Here is an 18,522-nt window from a genome sequence, read left to right as displayed (position 1 = left end):
TTTAGAAATACACGTCCGCCGCAGGAATGCTGACACGGCCTTTTGCGGTCTTTAGGACAAGGTTGCCGCCCGAGTCCACGGTTTCAAAGGTTCCAACCGTTTCAGATGTCGAGGTTCGCGCAGTGATTACTTCACCCAACCGGGCGGCGCGGGACAACCAGGCTGTGCGGATCGGTTCGAACCCGAAGGTCACGAACTGAGTTTCGTATTGCGCATAGGCCGCGGCCAATTCGGTCAGAAAATCCTCGGGCAACACAGCGGCACCGGTTTCCGACAACAGCGAGACTGGCCGCACCGCACTTTGTTCCACCGCATAGGCCGGGGGTGCTTCCGAGAGGTTTACACCAATTCCGATTGCCAGATGCGACACGCCCCCGCCCTTTCCGGTGCTTTCCAGCAGGATGCCCGCCAGCTTGCCCCCGTTCAACAGCACGTCATTGGGCCATTTCAGTGACAGCCCGTCAGCGCGACCAGTGACCGCGACACAGGCGTCGAACAGCGCCAAGGCCGCCACAAAGCTGCGCAAGGCCGCTTGTTCCGGTTTGCCTTGCGGTCGCATTAACAAGGTCGCCGCCAGGTTGCCCTTGGGGTTGGCCCACGCCCTACCCCGTCGTCCCCGCGCCGCCGTCTGGTGATGCGCCATGATCCACACAGGGCCCGGCGCCGTAAGGGCAAGCCGGGCAGCCTCATTCAATGTACTGTCGACTTCCTGCACGATGTGCAGTCCGTATCCTTGCGGCCAATCAGTCATGTCAAAAAGGCCCGGCCTTTTGACCGAGCCCCCTGTAATTGGACGTTAAACACGTCAGTTGACAAGCGTCGCTGCCGCAGCCGCAGCCGCGCCTTCGATGCCGAACTGATAGAAAACGCCCACCAGCATCAGCGCTGCCGACCCCATCAGCGCGACCCACAGAACCGGGGTCGAGTGGGTTTCGATCGGGTCTTCGTTCTCGGCCCCAAAATACATGTAGAACACAATCCGCAGGTAATAGAACGCACCGATCACCGATGCGATGGCTGACACGATCACCAATCCGGTTAGACCTGCGCTGATACCTGCCTGCCACACGCCAAACTTGGCGAAAAAGCCCAGCATGGGCGGAACGCCGGCGAGGCTAAACATCAGGATCAAAACTGCCAGGGCCTTACCCGGATCGCGTTTGGCAAACTGACGCAGAGCATCAATATCGGTGACAGGTTTTCCATCACGCTCCATCATCAGGATGAAGGCAAAGGTGCCGATATTCATGGTCACATAAATCGCCAGATACATAAGCATCGCCTTGATGCCCATTTCGGTACCCGCCGCCAAACCGATCAGCGCATAGCCCATATGAGCGATCGACGAGAACGCCATCAGTCGTTTGATGTTGCGCTGGCCAATCGCGGCAACCGCACCCAACAGCATCGACAGGACCGAGAGCAGCACGATTACCTGCTGCCAGTCCTTCACTACGCCACCAAAAGCGTCATGCATCAGGCGGGCAAACAGCGCCATCGCCGCCACTTTTGGCGCGGTGGCAAAGAAGGCGGTGATCGGCGTGGGCGACCCCTCGTACACGTCCGGTGTCCACATATGGAACGGCACGGCCGAAACCTTGAAGGCAAGACCCGAGATCAGGAAGATCAGACCGAACAGCAAACCAACCGAAACGTCATCGTGGTGAACTGTCTGTATAATGCCTGAGAACAGCGTGGTGCCGGTAAAGCCGTAAACCAGCGATGCACCATACAGCAGCAAGCCCGAGCTGAGCGCGCCAAGCACGAAGTACTTCAGACCGGCTTCCGTCGATTTGGCGCTGTCACGACGCAGTGCGGCTACGACGTACAGCGACAGCGATTGCAGCTCTAGCCCCATATACAGGGACATGAGATCGCCCGCGCTTACCATCATCATCATACCCACGGCAGCCAGGGCCACCAGCAAAGGGTATTCAAACCGCAACAGATCACGACGCGCCATATATTCCTGGCTCATGACCAGCACGGCGGCGGCAGACAGCAGGATTGCAATCTTGGCAAAGCGCGAGAACCCGTCATCAACGAACATGCCGTTGAAAGCCAAGTTGGTTCCATCGCCATTTGTCGCAATCCAGAAGGACAGCAGCGCCATCAGCCCCGCAGTCGTCCACACCAATACCGGCGCCAGCGCGTCTTTCGTTGTGTAAACGGCCCCGATCAAGGCGGCCATCGCATACACGGCCAGAATGATTTCCGGCAGGATTATTGTCAGATCAGCCTGGATCATGTCTCCAAAGCTCCCTTAATGCGAGGCGGCCGTCTGGGTCGCGGCCTCAGCCGCGGCCAGAGCCGTGTCATAGTTCGAAATCAGCGCGGCGGTCGAATTGCCGATCACGTCGGTCACAAGCGAAGGATAAACGCCCAGCAGGATGGTCATCACGATCAGCGGTGCAAAGATCAACCGCTCGCGCGAGCTCATATCCGTCATCGCCTTGAGGCTTTCCTTGATCAGATCGCCAAACACCACCCGGCGGTATAGCCACAGCGCATAAGCGGCTGAGAAGATCACGCCGGATGCAGCCACAGCAGTTACCCAGGTATTGACCTGGAACGCGCCCATCAGCGTCAGGAATTCGCCAATAAACCCGGAGGTACCCGGCAAGCCCACGTTGGCCATAGTGAACAGCATGAAGACCAGCGCATAGGCGGGCATGCGAATGACCAGACCGCCATAGGCATCGATGTCACGTGTGTGCATCCGGTCATAAATCACGCCGACACACAGGAAGAGCGCTGCCGAGATAAACCCGTGGCTGAGCATCTGGAAGATCGCGCCGTCGATCCCCTGCTGGTTCGCAGCAAAGATGCCCATGGTCACAAAGCCCATATGCGCGACCGAGGAATAGGCGATCAGCTTTTTCATGTCCTCCTGCACCAGCGCCACCAGCGAGGTGTAGACAACGGCAATGGCCGACATCCAAAGCACCAGATCGGTCATCACTGCCGATCCCACCGGGAACATGGGCAGGCTGAACCGCAGGAAGCCATAGCCGCCCATCTTCAGCAGGATCGCCGCCAGCACAACCGAGCCTGCTGTCGGCGCCTGAACGTGCGCGTCCGGCAGCCAGGTATGAACCGGCCACATCGGCATTTTCACGGCGAAGGATGCAAAGAAGGCCAGGAACATCAACGTCTGCATACCGCCGACGATATAAACGCCCAGCACGCTGAACCCTTCGGACGAGAAATGGTGGCTCATCAAGGCTTCGATATCGGTGGTGCCTGCATCGGAATACATCGCAACCATCGCCACCAGCATCAGCACCGAGCCGAGGAAGGTATAGAGGAAGAACTTGAAGCTTGCGTAAATCCGGTTCGCCCCACCCCAGATGCCGATGATCAGGAACATCGGGATCAGGCCGGCCTCGAAGAACAGGTAGAACAGCACCAGATCCAGCGCCATGAACACGCCCAGCATCAGCGTTTCCAGCAGCAGGAAGGCGATCATGTATTCCTTGACGCGGTCGGTGACCTGCCAGCTGGCCAGAATGGTCAGCGGCATGATGAAAGTGGTCAGCAATACGAACAGAACGCTGATACCGTCCACACCCATCTTGTATTTCAGACCCAGCAGCCACTCGGCCTCTTCCACCATCTGAAAGCCTGTATTGGATGGATCAAACCCCGTGTAGATACCGATCGAGACAAGGAAGGTCACCGTGGTCGCCACCAGGGCAACCCATTTCGCGTTGCGCTGCGCGGCCGCGTCCTCACCATGCAGAAACAGGGCCAGGATGCCTGCCGCCACTGCGGGGATAAAGGTGACGATCGAGAGGATATTATCCATTAGTGTGCGCCTCCGCCGATCGACATCCAGGTGACCAGGGCTGCGATACCCAGAACCATCCAGAAGGCGTAAGTAAAGATGTAGCCCGTCTGCGCCTTGCCTGCGAGGCGGGTAAAGAAGGGAATAACGCCCATCGAAACCCCGTTCAGGAAGCCGTCGATTGTATTGCCATCACCGCGTTTCCACAGGAACCGACCAAGCGCGACAGTGGGTTTGACGAAGATCGCGTCGTAGATCTCGTCAAAGTACCACTTGTTCAGCAGGAACAGGTAAAGCGGACGCTGGTTCTGCGCCAGCCGTCCCGGCAGGGACGGGTTCACGATATAGAACCAGTAGGCCATGGCAAAACCCAGCACCATCGCAACAAAGGGTGAGACCTTGACCCATTTCGGAGCGGCATGCGCATCGTCCAGAATGTGGTTGTCCGGCGCGATATAGATTGCGCCCTCGCCCGGCTCACCCGCGAAGACATAGTGGTGGTCGCCACCATGCGCATCCTTCTCGCCGTGCCCTTCATCGGCATGAGTGTCTTCGGCGTGCCCCTCATCAGCGTGTGCATCATCGGCATGTGAATCCGCTGTGCCATGATCGCCCGCCTCGGCATGCTCCGACGCCTCGGCCACCGGAATGCCATAGAACTTGCCGACCTTGTCCGCGTGACCAAAGAAGTTGCCGTACCAGATCATCCCGGCAAAGACCGCGCCCAAGGACAGCACGCCCAAAGGAACCAGCATACTCATCGGGCTTTCATGCGCGTGCTCATGCGTATGCTGATCACCGCGCGGCTTGCCGTAGAACGTCAGGAAGATCAGACGCCAGCTGTAGAACGCGGTGAACGCAGCCGCGATCACCAGCAGCCAGAAGCCATAGGCCGACCCACCAGCATAAGCGCTCTCGATGATGGCATCCTTGGACAGGAACCCGGCGAACCCGATGGTCGTCAACGGAATACCAACGCCAGTGATGGCCAGTGTCCCGATCATCATCGCCCAGAAGGTATAGGGGATTTTCTTTCGCAGACCGCCATATTCGGTCATCTCCTGCTCGTGATGCATCGCGTTGATCACCGAACCGGCCCCAAGGAACAGCAGCGCCTTGAAGAACGCGTGCGTGAACAGATGGAACATCGCTGCCGAATACATGCCCACGCCAGCGGCCACGAACATGTAGCCCAGCTGCGAACATGTCGAATAAGCGATCACGCGCTTGATGTCGGTCTGAACCAGACCCACGGTCGCGGCGAAAAACGCGGTCGAGGCGCCCAGTACGGTGATGAACCCGGTCGCGCCCGGCGCGAACTCCATCAGCGGCGACATGCGGCACACCAGAAAGACACCCGCGGTTACCATGGTCGCGGCGTGGATCAGCGCCGACACAGGTGTCGGGCCTTCCATCGCATCCGGCAACCAGGTGTGCAGGATCAGCTGCGCCGATTTACCCATCGCACCGATGAACAGCAGCACACAGATCACCTCGATGGCGTTCCAGTCACCCCACAGGAAGTGCAGCTGCGTTTCCGCCAGGTCAGGTGCTGATGCGAAGATGTCAGAGAAGTTGATGCTGTCCGTCAGGAAGAACAGCGCGAAGATCCCCAACGCAAAGCCGAAGTCACCCACCCGGTTAACGATGAACGCTTTCATCGCCGCCGCGTTGGCCGATGGTTTGCGGTAGTAGAACCCAATCAGCAGGTAAGACGCGACACCCACGCCTTCCCAGCCAAAGAACATCTGAACCAGATTGTCCGCCGTCACCAGCATCAGCATGGCGAAGGTGAAGAAGGACAGGTAGGCAAAGAAGCGCGGCTTATAGCTCTCGCCCTCGCGCCATTGCGGATCGTGAGCCATGTAGCCGAACGAATAAAGATGCACGAGCGCCGATACGGTCGTCACCACAATCAGCATGATCGCGGTCAGACGGTCCAGACGCACGGCCCAGCTTGTCGACAGCGACCCGCTCTCGATCCAGCGCATGATCTCGACTTGTTGGGTCACCCCGTCGAAGGTGAAGAACACGATCCACGACAGCAGACAGGCCAGAAACAGCAGACCTGTGGCGGTCCACATGGCGGCTTTCTCGCCAATGAATCTCCAGCCGAACCCGCAGAGCAGCGCGCCCACCAGCGGGGCAAAGAGGATGGTGGTTTCCATAGTTCTCTTAGCCCTTCATCATATTGACGTCTTCAACCGCGATGGTGCCGCGGTTGCGGAAGAAACAGACCAGAATGGCCAGCCCGATCGCCGCCTCGGCCGCTGCCACAGTCAGCACGAACAGCGTAAACACCTGCCCGACCAGATCGCCGAGGAAACTGGAAAACGCCACAAGGTTGATATTCACCGCCAGCAGCATCAACTCGATGCTCATCAGCAGGATGATGACGTTCTTGCGGTTCAGGAAGAGACCGAAGATGCCGATGACGAACAGCGTCGCCGCGACCGTAAGATAGTGTTCAAGTCCGATCATCGTCTCAAAGTCCCTGCCCCGGTTTCACGTCCTTCAACTCCATCGCCTTGGCCGGGTCGCGCATCATCTGGCCGACGATGTCTTGACGCTTGATGTCCTGACGGTGGCGCAGGGTCAGCACGATGGCACCAATCATGGCCACCAGCAGGATCAGGCCCGCGAGTTGGAACAAAAGGAAGTATTGATCATAAAGAATGACACCAAGCGCCTCGGTGTTGTGGCGGTCTGCCGGAACCGGTTGCGCCAGATTGGACGCCGCACCCTGCGCGCTGTCCCAGGCGCCGAAGGCCATGACAAACTGCATCAGGATGACCAGACCGATCAGCAGGGCCAGCGGCATATAGCGCGCCATCTCGGCCTTGAGCTCGGCAAAGTCTACGTCCAGCATCATCACCACGAACAGGAACAACACCGCGACCGCGCCCACATAGACGATGATCAGCAGCATCGCCACGAACTCGGCCCCCAACAGCACGAACAGCCCCGCCGCCGACAGGAAGGACAGGATCAGCCACAGCACCGAGTGCACCGGCTGGCGGCTGATTACCGTGAACAGCCCGCCGGTGATGGCACTGATGGCAAACAGGTAGAAGGCAAAGACGGTCATTGATCCTCATCCTCGTTATCGCCCATGACCTCTTGCGCCAGATCCAGCGCGCGGGTCATGGCCGGGATGCCGGCAAAGACCGACATCTGACCGATCGTTTCCACGATCTCTTGTTTCTTGGCACCTGCCTCAAGCGCGTGGCGCACGGTCTGACGCACGGCCGCATCCGCCTGAGCGCCCTGACAGGTCAGCCCGGCTAGCGTCAGAAGCAGGCGGGTTTTGGCATCCAGACCGTCCTTGTTGACGGTGTTGCCGAACATCATCTCCATGACCTCTTTGGGCATGGTCGGCCACAGCGCCTCGAACCCTTTGGGCGAGAAATTCTCCATCGCCGGGTTCATCGCCTTGGCCATGTCCTGCGCCTGCTTCATCATCAGCTCGAACGGGTTGGTGGGCGTGTCAGTCATCTGTACGGCGCGTCCATTTCCAGATTGCGGGCGATCTCGGCTTCCCAGCGTTCGCCGTTGTCCAGCAGCTTTTGCTTGTCGTAGAACAGTTCTTCGCGGGTTTCTGTGGCGAATTCGAAGTTCGGACCTTCGACGATGGCATCGACCGGGCAGGCCTCTTGGCAGAAGCCGCAATAGATGCATTTGGTCATGTCGATGTCGTACCGCGTGGTGCGGCGGCTGCCGTCCTCACGCGGTTCAGCATCGATGGTGATGGCTTGCGCGGGGCAGATCGCCTCGCACAGCTTACAAGCGATGCAGCGTTCTTCGCCATTCGGGTAACGACGCAGAGCGTGCTCCCCGCGGAACCGCGGGGAAAGCGGACCCTTCTCGTGCGGGTAGTTGATGGTAGCCTTGGGAGAGAAGAAATACTTCAGCCCCAGTTTCATGCCGACCCAGAAGTCCTGCAGCAAAAAGTACTTGGCGGCGCGGGTATAGTCGATTTGCGTCATGATCAGCCTCCTACGCTCCAACGAGCGAACGCGCCCCAGAACCAGTCGAATTTTGCCGCAAAGGCCACGAACACCACCCAGGCCAGCGAGAACGGAAGGAAGACTTTCCAACCCAGCCGCATCAGCTGGTCATAGCGGTAGCGCGGCGTGATCGCCTTAACCATCGCGAAGAGGAAGAAGAAGAACGCCATCTTGGCGACCATCCACAGTACGCCGTCCGGCAGGCCCGGGATCGGTGATAGCCAACCGCCGAAGAACAACAGGGTGGTCAGGGCGCACATCAGGAAGATGGCGATGTATTCACCAGCCATGAATAGCAAGAAGGGCGTGGCCGAGTATTCGACCTGATATCCGGCGACCAGTTCCGATTCCGCCTCGGGCAGATCGAACGGCGGGCGGTTGGTTTCCGCCAGCGCCGAGATGAAGAACAGGAAGACCATGGGGAAGTGCGGCAACCAGTACCAGCTGAAGAAGCCAAAGCGGCCATCTTGAGCGTGTACGATTTCACCAAAGTTCATCGATCCGGTCGAGATAATGACGCCAATGATGATCAGGCCAATCGAGACCTCATAAGAAATCATCTGCGCCGCTGACCGCAGCGAGCCGAGGAACGGGTACTTTGAGTTCGACGCCCAACCACCCATAATTACACCATAAACCTCCAACGAGGATACGGCGAAGACATACAGAATGGCGACGTTGATATCTGACAGGACCCAGCCGTCGTTAAACGGTATCACCGCCCAAGCAATCATCGCCAAGACAAAGCTTGTCAGCGGTGCCAGCATGAAAACCGTGCGGTCGGCCCCGGCGGGGATAACCACCTCTTTCACCACATATTTCAGCGCATCCGCTACCGATTGCAGCAAGCCATAGACGCCCACCACGTTGGGACCGCGACGCATCTGAACCGCCGCCCAGATCTTGCGGTCGCCATAGACGAGGAACAACAGCGAGATCATCACAAAGGCAACGACTGCAAGCACTTGCGCCAGAATGATGATGGCTATTCCGCCTGGGGTGTTAAAGAAATCAGCCATTGGTCCTCACACCGTGGGTATTCCGTTTTCCGCGTGTATTGCGAAGGCCATTTGCCTGTGCAATTTGCGGCTGGGTCGGCGCGTTGGTGTAAACAGCATCCGCCGCACTTGCGCCACCCTTATTGTTACGTTTCACGCGCATTATCACGGCCGCCGTAGTGTCGGCGCCTAAAAGCGATATGAAACAGGTCTGGTTCATTCCGCCGCGATCTTTCCGGCCTTGCGCGCCTGTGCCTGCGCCGATAGTTCCGCCATCAGTTGCGAGGCGCGGGCGATTGGATTTGTCAGGTAAAAGTCCTTGATCGCATTGCGGAAAGTTGCTGTGCCCAGAGGTCCAGCCTCCATCACCTGCACTTCGTTTTCGATCACCTCGTCGATGCGCGCCAGATGCGGCACCGCCTCGATCAGTGCGCTGCGCAGCTGCGCCAGCGAGTCGTAGGGTAGCGTCGCGCCCAACTCGGCTGACAAGGCCCGCAGGATCGCCCAGTTTTCCTTGGCCTCACCCGGCGCAAAACCTGCGCGCATGGCCAGCTGAGGACGGCCTTCGGTGTTCACGAACAGGCCGTTTTCCTCGGTATAGGCCGCGCAGGGCAGGATCACATCAGCGCGGTGTGCGCCCCGATCGCCATGGCTGCCTTGATAGATGACGAACGCGCCCTCACCGATCTCGACCTCGTCCGCGCCAAGGTTATAGATTACGTCCGCTGCGCTGATCGCATCCATGCCCCCTTCGTTGGTCGCATCCACGTCCATCGCACCCACGCGCGAGGCTGCCGTATGCAGAACGATCAGACCACTTTCTGTATTCGCAGCAATGGCTTGCGCAGCGGCTAGAACAGCGGCACCGTCAGCCTCTTGCAGCGCACCCTGCCCCACAATGACCAGAGACGCCTTGCCTTTGATCTCATCATCGCCGCCCATATCGACGACTTTTTGCAGTGCCGCGCGGTTGTCACCCATGTGGTGATACGCATAAGTCAGGTCGACTGACGGACCGACCAGAGCAATTTCGGCCCCGTGCGCCCATGCCTTACGGATACGCGCGTTCAAAACCGGAGCTTCCTCACGCGGGTTGGTACCGATCAGCAGAATACGCTCGGCTCTGTCTATATCCTCGATCGCAGCAGTCCCGGCATAAGCTCCACGGTTGCCCGCAGGCAGTCGGGCACCATCGGTGCGGCATTCGACGACACCGCCCTGACCTTCGATCATCTGTTTGAGCGCAAAGGCCGCTTCGACTGGCGCCAGATCACCCACGATACCCACCGGTTTCTCGGCCCCTTTCAGCGCCTCGGACGCTTTAGTCAGTGCCTCAGGCCACGAAGCCGGGCGCAGCTTGCCGTTTTCGCGAATATATGGGCGGTCCAAACGCTGACGCCGCAGACCGTCCCACACAAAGCGGGTCTTGTCGCTGATCCACTCTTCGTTCACGCCGTCATGGTTGCGCGGCAGGAAGCGCATGACCTCACGCCCTTTGGTATCCACCCGGACGTTTGAACCCAAGGCATCCATAACATCGATGCTCTCGGTCTTGGTCAATTCCCACGGGCGGGCCGTAAAGGCGTAAGGTTTTGAAGTCAGCGCCCCCACCGGACACAGGTCGATGATGTTGCCCTGCAGGTTCGAATCCAGTGTCTGGTTCAGATATGAGGTGATCTCGGCATCTTCCCCACGCCCCGTCTGACCCATCTGAGTGATCCCGGCGACCTCGGTCGTGAACCGCACACAACGGGTGCAGCTGATGCAGCGGGTCATCGCAGTGCCAACCAACGGCCCCAGATCCAGATCGTCCACCGCGCGCTTGGCTTCCTTGAAGCGGCTGCCCGACAGACCATAGGCCATCGCCTGATCCTGCAGGTCACACTCGCCGCCCTGATCACAGATCGGGCAATCCAGCGGGTGGTTGATGAGCAGAAACTCCATCACCCCTTCGCGGGCCTTTTTGACCATGGGTGAGTTCGTTTTGACCTCCGGCGCTTGCCCTTCAGGGCCGGGGCGCAAATCGCGCACCTGCATCGCGCAGGACGCCGCAGGTTTGGGCGGGCCGCCTACAACCTCAACCAGGCACATCCGGCAATTCCCTGCGATCGACAAACGTTCGTGATAACAGAAACGCGGCACCTCGACCCCGGCTTGCTCACAAGCCTGGATCAGGGTCATCGCACCATCGACTTCGATTTCCTGCCCGTCGATATTGATCTTACGGAGGTCAGACATCGTCTAGTTCGCCCTCAAATAAACGCCAATGGCGCTGTTTCTTTCGATTTCCTTCTGCCCCAGCGTGCAGAAGGAATTGGGGTTTTCGTAGGTGACACCGTGTTGGGCCAGATACGCCTCGCCCTTGGCGCGCATCCGGTCCTTTTCGGCATCCGAATCCACATACGCCCGGATTTCATTGTCCGAGTATCCCAGTTTGTTCGCTTGTGACTTCAATCCCCACAGCACACCGATCGCTTTCAGACGCCGCCCGCTGATCGAAGGGCAATATTCCGAAATCTCATTTGCAATTGCGATGTAATAGAGTTCGTTGTCGATTTCTTTGACTTCGCGCAAGGGCGGTTTCGCCTCGGCGATGGTGGGCAAAGCCAGCACAGACAGCAGCGTCAACATTTTCACACTGGACATGACAATTCCTCTCGTCTTGGGAAACCCAAGACGACCGGCAGTCGGGGTGCTATGCAATAACATCCCCCGTGTCATCGAGTGATATGCGGACACGCGCGTCATGGTCGCTGGCAAGCTCCTGCAAAGGTCAACTTGTCATCGCTGACACGCAAGTTCTGGGGTTCAGTGTCGGGACCGACCTTCCACGCTATGCTGGAAGAACCGAAGTTCTTGATGCAGAATTTCGTCCCCTCGTACCGTCCCGCTTCGCGCGCGCCGTCCAACGAGGCAGAAACCCCATTCACAACCACGGTGAACTCGGTCGGCATCGCCTTTTTATCGACGGGCTTTGCCTTGGCCCGAAAAAACTTACCGTCAAAGAGGACACGATCACTGGACGACGTGATGCCACCGCACGCCGAAATAAGTGACAAGGCGAACACCCCAGTCACCAAGGATACACGGCCGACACAGCCTTTTCGCCCGAACATCTGATATTTCCCCCAAGTCTTCATCAAAACGCCGCCACTATTGCCATAATCCCCATCACGACCATGCAGGCCCAGGCGATGACATACAGAACCGAGCGCAAACCAGCAGACGGTTTGCCGATACCGCGAATATGCACCACTAGCATTATCAGGCGCGCCAGCAATGCGACCGAAGCCAGCAAATTGACCCAAAATGGGCTGGCCCCCATGAGAATCGCCGCGACGATGACCGTCAGATAGGCGGGCAGCGTCTCGGTCCCGTTCAAATAGGCGCGATTCAGGCGATAGGCCTTGTCAGCATAGTCTTGTTCGGGTGTGGCCCCCGGTGCCAACCCTTTGCTTTGTTTCGCCAAAGCGGTGAATGGCGACATGAACAGAAGCACGAGCGTAAAGATCACTATCGAGGCGATTGCGTGTCCGTATTCTGAAAAAACTTCCATTACTTTATCTCCATGCCGCAATTGCGAAGCATTTGGTGACAGCGAATTTCTTAAGTGGCATCCGACAATCTCCTCGCAGCTTTTCGAGCCTGCCAAAATGCCATGGACCCGGTAACCACGATTATTGCGCTAAATATCGGAAGGTTTAGCGACCCTCCATAACCAAGGCCGGCAGATAGAAAGGACAGCGCGAACCCAATCATTATAGGTCCAGCACCCAAGCAAACCGCCACAACAGTTTTCGCGCCATTTGCTCTCAGCAAAACCACCAGGGCAGAAACAATCAAGCCGATACCGACAACAGACAGATATGATGAAATAACCGCCATCTTACTCCGCCGCCATCGCGCCCATCCGGCCCGATTTCTGGGCCTTGATGCGATCTTCTATCTCTTCGCGGAAGTTACGGATCAGGCCCTGGATCGGCCAGGCGGCCGCATCGCCGAGGGCGCAGATCGTGTGGCCTTCGACCTGTTTGGTCACATCGAACAACATGTCGATCTCTTCCAGCTCGGCCTCGCCGCGCACCAGACGGTCCATCACGCGCATCATCCAGCCGGTGCCTTCACGGCAGGGCGTACACTGACCGCAACTTTCATGTTTGTAGAATTTCGACAGCCGCCAGATCGCCTTGATGATGTCCGTGGACTTGTCCATCACGATGACCGCAGCAGTCCCCAGGCCCGAGCCCAGATCGTTGCGCAGGTGGTCAAAATCCATGATCGCATCGCGCATGTTCTCACCGCGCACACAGGGTACCGAAGACCCACCCGGAATTACCGCCAGAAGATTATCCCAACCGCCGCGAATGCCGCCGCAATGGGTTTCGATCAGCTCCTCAAAGGGAATAGACATTGCCTCTTCGACCACGCAGGGGTTGTTCACATGACCCGAGATGGCAAACAGCTTGGTACCCGCATTGTTCTGACGACCAAAGCCCGCGAACCAGTCGGCACCGCGACGCAGGATGGTCGGCACAACCGCAATAGATTCCACGTTGTTCACCGTCGTCGGGCAACCATAAAGCCCCGCGCCCGCCGGGAACGGAGGTTTCATCCGCGGCATGCCTTTCTTGCCTTCAAGGCTTTCGATCAGGGCGGTCTCTTCGCCGCAAATATAGGCCCCTGCCCCGTGATGCAGGAACAGGTCGAAATCCCAACCCGAACCGGCAGCGTTCTTGCCCAGCAGACCAGCGTCATAGGCTTCGTCAATCGCGGCCTGCAGCGCCTCACGCTCGCGGATATATTCGCCGCGCAGGTAGATGTAACAGGTATGCGCATTCATCGCGAAAGACGCGATCAGGCAGCCTTCGATCAGCGTATGCGGATCATGGCGCATGATTTCACGGTCTTTACAGGTGCCGGGCTCGGATTCATCCGCGTTCACCACCAGATAAGCCGGACGACCATCACTTTCCTTGGGCATGAACGACCATTTCAAACCGGTTGGGAAACCCGCACCGCCCCGACCACGCAAGCCCGAGTCCTTCATCGTCTGAATGATCCAGTCGCGCCCATTGCCAATCAGGCCAGCTGTGCCGTCCCAATGCCCGCGGGCCTGCGCGCCTTTCAGCGTACGCTCGTGCATCCCGTAGATGTTGGTAAAGATCCGGTCCTGATCCTTCAGCATCGCGTGTTACCTTCAGCTATCCTGACGCATGCGCCAGAGTTGAAAAATGTTGACGCCTGCATAGATGAATCCCGCCAAAGCAGCGAAATCAAACAGCAGCGCAAATCGCCCCGGCAATCCCAGCGCAGGGCCGATGAACAATGTCATGGCAAGCCAAAGCAGCATGGTCGCGGCGATGACCACCCCGATATGACGGCCCTTGCGGGCTATGGCCTGTTCCTTGTCCTTGTCCATCTCATCCTTCATGCCCCGAATGGGCATGCGTCCTAGTCTTCGTAAGTGCCGTCTTCCTTGACACGTTTGGCGAACTCGGTTTCTTCACCCGCCGCCAGCTTACTGGCCTGTTCGATCCAGCCATCCCGCTCGATCCTGCCTTTGAACTTCAACCGCGCATCGACCCAGGCCACCTGCGCTGGTGTCCAGGCTGCGATCTGGTCGTAGTGGTAAAAGCCCAACTCGTTCAGCGTTTCTTCCAGCTTGGGCCCGACACCTTTGAGCATCTTCAGGTCATCAGCTTTTCCATCGCGCGGCGCGGTCAGGGTTTCCGGCTGGTCTTCTTTCGCCTTCGCCTCTTCGGCCTGTTTCACCGCAGGCTTGCCCGGTGCCGGTGCTTTCGGAGGTTTCGGTGCCGCCTTGGTCGCCGCAGCCTTACCGTCCTTACCCAGCCAAGGGGTCAAGATCGGCACTTCTGTACCGTCGATCCGCTTGACCGTATCGCCCAAATCAGTCGCCAGTGCGACACTGGCATTATACTGGGTTCTGCCGCTGTCATATTCCGTCAGGCTGGTCAGCCCCTTAAGAGGTTCGGCTGCATAACGCCCATTCTGTGGACCCGGCGTCGGTACTTTGCCAGCAACCAAATCGTCGAGGATTTTGCCAAAGCTCTCGGTGGTCAGATCCTCGTAGTAGTCCTTACCGATCTGAGCCATCGGCGCATTGGTGCACGAGCCGAGGCATTCCACCTCTTCCCAGCTCAACTTGCCATCAGCCGAAAGCTCGTGCGGCTTGGTTGCGATCTTTTCCTTGCAGACAGCAATCAGATCCTCGGCCCCGCAGATCATACACGAGGTCGTGCCGCAGACCTGAATATGCGCCACCGAGCCAACCGGTTGCAACTGGAACATGAAGTAGAACGAAGCAACCTCAAGAACGCGGATATAGGCCATGCCCAGCATGTCGGCGACGGATTCAATCGCCGGACGGCTCAGCCATCCCTCCTGCTCCTGCGCGCGCCACAGCAGCGGGATCACTGCGCTGGCCTGACGGCCTTCGGGATATTTGGTGATCTGCGCTTCGGCCCATTGCTGGTTGGCAGCGGAGAAGGCAAAGCTTTCGGGTTGTTCTGGGTGGAGGCGGCGGAGCATTAGCGGTCAATCTCTCCAAATACGACGTCCATGGTGCCGATGATTGCGGCGACGTCGGCCAGTTGGTGGCCCTTGGCGACATGGTCCATGGCTTGCAAGTGTAGGAACCCCGGCGCGCGCAGTTTGGCGCGGTAGGGTTTGTTGGTGCCGTCGGCGACCAGATAGACGCCGAACTCGCCCTTAGGGGCCTCGACGGCGGCGTAAACCTCGCCTGCAGGCACGTGGAAGCCTTCGGTGTACAGCTTGAAATGATGGATCAGGCTTTCCATCGAGGTCTTCATGTCCGAGCGTTTCGGCGGGGTGATCTTGCCGCGGGCCAGAACGTCGCCCGGGCAGTCACGGATTTTGGCGATGGCCTGCTGGATGATCGACAGGGACTGGCGCATCTCTTCCATGCGGACCAAATAGCGGTCATAGCAGTCGCCGTTCTTACCGACAGGGATCTGGAACTCGAACTCGTCATAGCATTCATAGGGCTGTGCGCGGCGCAGGTCCCAGGCCAGACCCGATCCACGCACCATCACCCCCGAGAAGCCGTATTTCTGGATGTCATCCTCGGTCACCACGCCAATATCGGCATTACGCTGTTTGAAGATGCGGTTTTCGGTCAGCAGACCGTCGATGTCATCGAGAACGGCGGGGAATTCGTGGCTCCAGGCCTCGATATCGTCCAGCAGTTCTGGCGGCAGGTCTTGATGGACACCGCCGGGGCGGAAATAGGCCGCGTGCAGGCGGGCACCACAGGCACGCTCATAGAACACCATCAGCTTTTCGCGTTCCTCGAACCCCCACAGAGGCGGCGTCAGCGCGCCGACATCCATCGCCTGAGTGGTCACGTTCAGCAGGTGGTTCAGGATACGGCCGATCTCGGAATACAGCACCCGGATCAGCGAGCCACGACGCGGCGCTTCAACCCCGGTCAGTTTTTCGATGGCCAAACACCAGGCGTGCTCCTGATTCATCGGTGCCACATAATCCAACCGGTCGAAATATGGCAGGTTCTGCAGGTACGTCCGGCTTTCCATCAGCTTTTCGGTGCCACGGTGCAGCAGGCCGATATGCGGATCACAACGTTCGACAATCTCACCGTCCAGCTCAAGCACCAGACGCAAAACTCCGTGCGCCGCAGGATGTTGCGGGCCGAAGTTGATGTTAAAGTTGCGGATTTTCTGTTCTCCGCTCAGCGCGTCCGTGCTGCCGTCATCGTATCTTGAGCCGTCCATCAACGCCCCCGTTTGTTCTTTTTCGCTTCGGCCCGAACCCGAACCTTTTCAGCTTCGGCAGCTTTGGCCGCGACCCCTGCAAGCAAGACGCCCAATGCGCCCAAAACGATCAGTTCACCCATCATGTCAGCGGCGCTCCAGCTCTTGCAGTTTCAGCCCGACCCACCACAGCAACGCAATCGTGCCAAAGGGAACCAGACAGAGCAGACACCAGTATTTGTTGATCCCGAAAAACGGCAATATCTTCACCATCGGAATGATAGTCAGCGCAGACAGGATCAGCCACCAGATGCCACCCATTATTCAGTCTCCTGTTTTTCATCCCCCGGAAGAATGTAGTTCGCGCCTTCCCACGGGGACATGAAATCAAACTGACGATATTCCTGCACCAACGACACAGGCTCGTAGACCACGCGCTTTTGCGCCTCGTCATAGCGCACCTCGGTATAACCAGTTGTCGGGAAATCCTTGCGCAGCGGATGGCCGCGGAACCCATAGTCGGTCAGGATGCGGCGCAGGTCCGGGTGGCCCGAGAACAGGATGCCGAACATGTCGAACACCTCACGCTCGAACCAGTTGGCCGAGGGGTGTACGTCAACGATCGAGGGCACCATGTCTTCTTCGCGGATTGAAACCCGCAGGCGGATGCGCTGGTTCTGGTACATCGACAGGAAGTGATACACCACGTCGAACCGCTTGGCCCGTTCGGGGTAATCCACGCCAGTGATGTCAACCAGTGACGAAAACTGGCAGTTTCGGTCGGATTTCAGGAACTCCACGAATTCCACAAGGTTCGAAGGCGCCACATCCACGTTAAGCTCGCCATGGGACACATCCCAGGACAGAACGCAATCGGCCCGTTTCAGTTCAAGCTGCGCGCCGAGTTCTTTGAGTGCTTCGCTCATCAGCTCTCTCCTCAGCGTACAATGGTGCCGGTACGGCGGATTTTGCGCTGCAACTGCATCAGACCGTACAGCAGTGCTTCGGCGGTCGGTGGGCAGCCAGGCACGTAGATGTCCACTGGAACCACGCGGTCACAGCCGCGCACAACCGAATAGGAATAGTGGTAATACCCCCCGCCATTTGCGCAGGACCCCATCGAAATCACATAGCGGGGCTCGGGCATCTGGTCGTATACCTTGCGCAGCGCCGGGGCCATCTTGTTGGTCAGCGTTCCCGCCACAATCATCACGTCCGACTGACGCGGAGACGCGCGCGGGGCAATCCCGAACCGTTCCGCATCATAGCGCGGCATCGACGTGTGCATCATCTCAACCGCGCAACAGGCCAGACCAAAGGTCATCCAGTGCAGCGATCCGGTGCGGGCCCAGTTGATAATGTCTTCGGTCGAGGTCAGCAGGAACCCTTTGTCCTGAAGCTCGGCATTCAGGGCCTGGGTGGCGACTTCTTTGTCGACGCCAGCGGTGTTTGCACCCGTCATCACTCCCATTCCAAGGCCCCCTTCTTCCATTCATAGGCAAAGCCGATGGTCAGAACGCCCAGAAACACCATCATGGACCAGAATCCAACATCGCTGATGTCCTTGAAGCCCACGGCCCACGGAAACAGAAAGGCGATTTCCAGATCGAAGATGATGAAAAGAATCGAAACCAGATAGAACCGGACGTCGAATTTCATCCGCGCATCGTCAAAGGCGTTGAAGCCACATTCATATGCGCTGACCTTTTCAGGGTCGGGATTGCGGACTGCCAGAACCACAGCCGCCAGAATCAGGACGATTCCAAGGCCGACAGCAACGGCCAGAAACACCAGAATCGGGAGATACTCCCGTAGCAGGTCTTCCACGAATAGCTCCTTTCCTGCGCAACCCAGTCGGGGGGCGCCGTCAATTGGCGTGTTGACTGGACATTCTCTATCCGCGCGGGGTCAGAGGGTCAACCAAACACAGTCGCAGACAGGAGTAATAATCCACTTGTCATGCCCTGTGATCCGGGAAA

The 18,522-nt window shown here is 58.3% G+C and carries 22 protein-coding genes; all 22 read right to left on the bottom strand.

The window, feature by feature from the left end; all coding sequences use genetic code 11:
• Position 1 precedes the first annotated feature (1 nt).
• Positions 2 to 751, bottom strand: coding sequence for a biotin--[acetyl-CoA-carboxylase] ligase (locus tag AB1A64_RS11930; protein ID WP_366551602.1), 750 nt, complete (start codon positions 749 to 751; stop codon positions 2 to 4).
• 54 nt (positions 752 to 805) lie between these two features.
• Positions 806 to 2,248, bottom strand: coding sequence for an NADH-quinone oxidoreductase subunit NuoN (nuoN, locus tag AB1A64_RS11925; protein WP_366551601.1), 1,443 nt, complete (start codon positions 2,246 to 2,248; stop codon positions 806 to 808).
• Positions 2,249 to 2,263: 15 nt separating this feature from the next.
• Positions 2,264 to 3,808, bottom strand: a complete 1,545-nt coding sequence (locus AB1A64_RS11920; RefSeq protein WP_366551600.1) for an NADH-quinone oxidoreductase subunit M — start codon at positions 3,806 to 3,808, stop codon at positions 2,264 to 2,266.
• Positions 3,808 to 5,955 carry an NADH-quinone oxidoreductase subunit L gene (gene nuoL / locus AB1A64_RS11915; RefSeq protein ID WP_366551599.1) on the bottom strand — a complete coding sequence of 716 codons (2,148 nt, stop codon included), beginning with the start codon at positions 5,953 to 5,955 and terminating at the stop codon, positions 3,808 to 3,810. The genes AB1A64_RS11920 and nuoL overlap by 1 nt, the downstream gene beginning before the upstream one ends.
• Before the next feature lie 7 nt (positions 5,956 to 5,962).
• Positions 5,963 to 6,268, bottom strand: a complete 306-nt coding sequence (gene nuoK / locus AB1A64_RS11910) for an NADH-quinone oxidoreductase subunit NuoK (protein ID WP_005984024.1) — start codon at positions 6,266 to 6,268, stop codon at positions 5,963 to 5,965.
• Positions 6,269 to 6,272: 4 nt separating this feature from the next.
• The gene (locus AB1A64_RS11905; protein WP_366551598.1) at positions 6,273 to 6,875 is read right to left on the bottom strand and encodes an NADH-quinone oxidoreductase subunit J; all 603 of its coding nucleotides are present in this window, start codon (positions 6,873 to 6,875) and stop codon (positions 6,273 to 6,275) included.
• Complete coding sequence (locus AB1A64_RS11900) at positions 6,872 to 7,282, bottom strand: carboxymuconolactone decarboxylase family protein (RefSeq protein ID WP_366551597.1); 411 nt, start codon at positions 7,280 to 7,282, stop codon at positions 6,872 to 6,874. The genes AB1A64_RS11905 and AB1A64_RS11900 overlap by 4 nt, the downstream gene beginning before the upstream one ends.
• Positions 7,279 to 7,773: an NADH-quinone oxidoreductase subunit NuoI gene (gene nuoI, locus AB1A64_RS11895; RefSeq protein WP_366551596.1), complete on the bottom strand. Its 495-nt coding sequence runs from the start codon at positions 7,771 to 7,773 to the stop codon at positions 7,279 to 7,281. Before nuoI ends, AB1A64_RS11900 begins: the two co-directional genes overlap by 4 nt.
• 2 nt (positions 7,774 to 7,775) lie before the next feature.
• Positions 7,776 to 8,813 carry an NADH-quinone oxidoreductase subunit NuoH gene (gene nuoH, locus AB1A64_RS11890; RefSeq protein WP_058280290.1) on the bottom strand — a complete coding sequence of 346 codons (1,038 nt, stop codon included), beginning with the start codon at positions 8,811 to 8,813 and terminating at the stop codon, positions 7,776 to 7,778.
• A gap of 195 nt (positions 8,814 to 9,008) precedes the next feature.
• On the bottom strand, positions 9,009 to 11,030 hold the full coding sequence (gene nuoG, locus AB1A64_RS11885) for an NADH-quinone oxidoreductase subunit NuoG (protein ID WP_366551595.1): 2,022 nt from the start codon (positions 11,028 to 11,030) through the stop codon (positions 9,009 to 9,011).
• A 3-nt stretch (positions 11,031 to 11,033) separates the two neighbouring features.
• Positions 11,034 to 11,438, bottom strand: a complete 405-nt coding sequence (locus AB1A64_RS11880; RefSeq protein WP_366551594.1) for a DUF5333 domain-containing protein — start codon at positions 11,436 to 11,438, stop codon at positions 11,034 to 11,036.
• A 98-nt stretch (positions 11,439 to 11,536) separates the two neighbouring features.
• Complete coding sequence (locus AB1A64_RS11875; RefSeq protein WP_366551593.1) at positions 11,537 to 11,908, bottom strand: hypothetical protein; 372 nt, start codon at positions 11,906 to 11,908, stop codon at positions 11,537 to 11,539.
• Between the two features lie 23 nt (positions 11,909 to 11,931).
• Positions 11,932 to 12,348: an MAPEG family protein gene (locus AB1A64_RS11870; protein WP_366551592.1), complete on the bottom strand. Its 417-nt coding sequence runs from the start codon at positions 12,346 to 12,348 to the stop codon at positions 11,932 to 11,934.
• Positions 12,349 to 12,678: 330 nt separating this feature from the next.
• Entirely contained in the window at positions 12,679 to 13,977 is a 1,299-nt protein-coding gene (nuoF, locus tag AB1A64_RS11865) for an NADH-quinone oxidoreductase subunit NuoF (protein ID WP_170395745.1), read from the bottom strand.
• A 12-nt stretch (positions 13,978 to 13,989) separates the two neighbouring features.
• Complete coding sequence (locus AB1A64_RS11860) at positions 13,990 to 14,211, bottom strand: DUF5337 domain-containing protein (protein WP_366551632.1); 222 nt, start codon at positions 14,209 to 14,211, stop codon at positions 13,990 to 13,992.
• 32 nt (positions 14,212 to 14,243) lie between these two features.
• Positions 14,244 to 15,341: an NADH-quinone oxidoreductase subunit NuoE gene (gene nuoE, locus AB1A64_RS11855; RefSeq protein WP_366551591.1), complete on the bottom strand. Its 1,098-nt coding sequence runs from the start codon at positions 15,339 to 15,341 to the stop codon at positions 14,244 to 14,246.
• A complete protein-coding gene (locus AB1A64_RS11850) occupies positions 15,341 to 16,564 on the bottom strand; it encodes an NADH-quinone oxidoreductase subunit D (protein ID WP_366551590.1) in 1,224 nt (407 codons plus the stop codon). The genes nuoE and AB1A64_RS11850 overlap by 1 nt, the downstream gene beginning before the upstream one ends.
• Positions 16,564 to 16,689: a hypothetical protein gene (locus AB1A64_RS11845; RefSeq protein WP_366551589.1), complete on the bottom strand. Its 126-nt coding sequence runs from the start codon at positions 16,687 to 16,689 to the stop codon at positions 16,564 to 16,566. The genes AB1A64_RS11850 and AB1A64_RS11845 overlap by 1 nt, the downstream gene beginning before the upstream one ends.
• Position 16,690: 1 nt before the next feature.
• Positions 16,691 to 16,864 (bottom strand): hypothetical protein, encoded by a 174-nt coding sequence (locus AB1A64_RS11840; protein WP_010442775.1) that lies wholly within the window; start codon positions 16,862 to 16,864, stop codon positions 16,691 to 16,693.
• Positions 16,864 to 17,469, bottom strand: a complete 606-nt coding sequence (locus AB1A64_RS11835) for an NADH-quinone oxidoreductase subunit C (protein WP_366551588.1) — start codon at positions 17,467 to 17,469, stop codon at positions 16,864 to 16,866. Before AB1A64_RS11835 ends, AB1A64_RS11840 begins: the two co-directional genes overlap by 1 nt.
• A gap of 11 nt (positions 17,470 to 17,480) precedes the next feature.
• Positions 17,481 to 18,014: an NADH-quinone oxidoreductase subunit B family protein gene (locus AB1A64_RS11830; protein ID WP_010442777.1), complete on the bottom strand. Its 534-nt coding sequence runs from the start codon at positions 18,012 to 18,014 to the stop codon at positions 17,481 to 17,483.
• On the bottom strand, positions 18,005 to 18,370 hold the full coding sequence (locus AB1A64_RS11825) for an NADH-quinone oxidoreductase subunit A (RefSeq protein ID WP_050602775.1): 366 nt from the start codon (positions 18,368 to 18,370) through the stop codon (positions 18,005 to 18,007). The genes AB1A64_RS11830 and AB1A64_RS11825 overlap by 10 nt, the downstream gene beginning before the upstream one ends.
• Positions 18,371 to 18,522: the final 152 nt, after the last annotated feature.

The sequence above is a fragment of the Ruegeria sp. ANG10 genome (assembly GCF_040705255.1).
Taxonomy (GTDB): Bacteria; Pseudomonadota; Alphaproteobacteria; order Rhodobacterales; family Rhodobacteraceae; genus Ruegeria.
The sequence above is the reverse complement of the archived record's forward strand: the minus strand, read 5'-3'. Positions and strand labels throughout refer to the sequence as shown.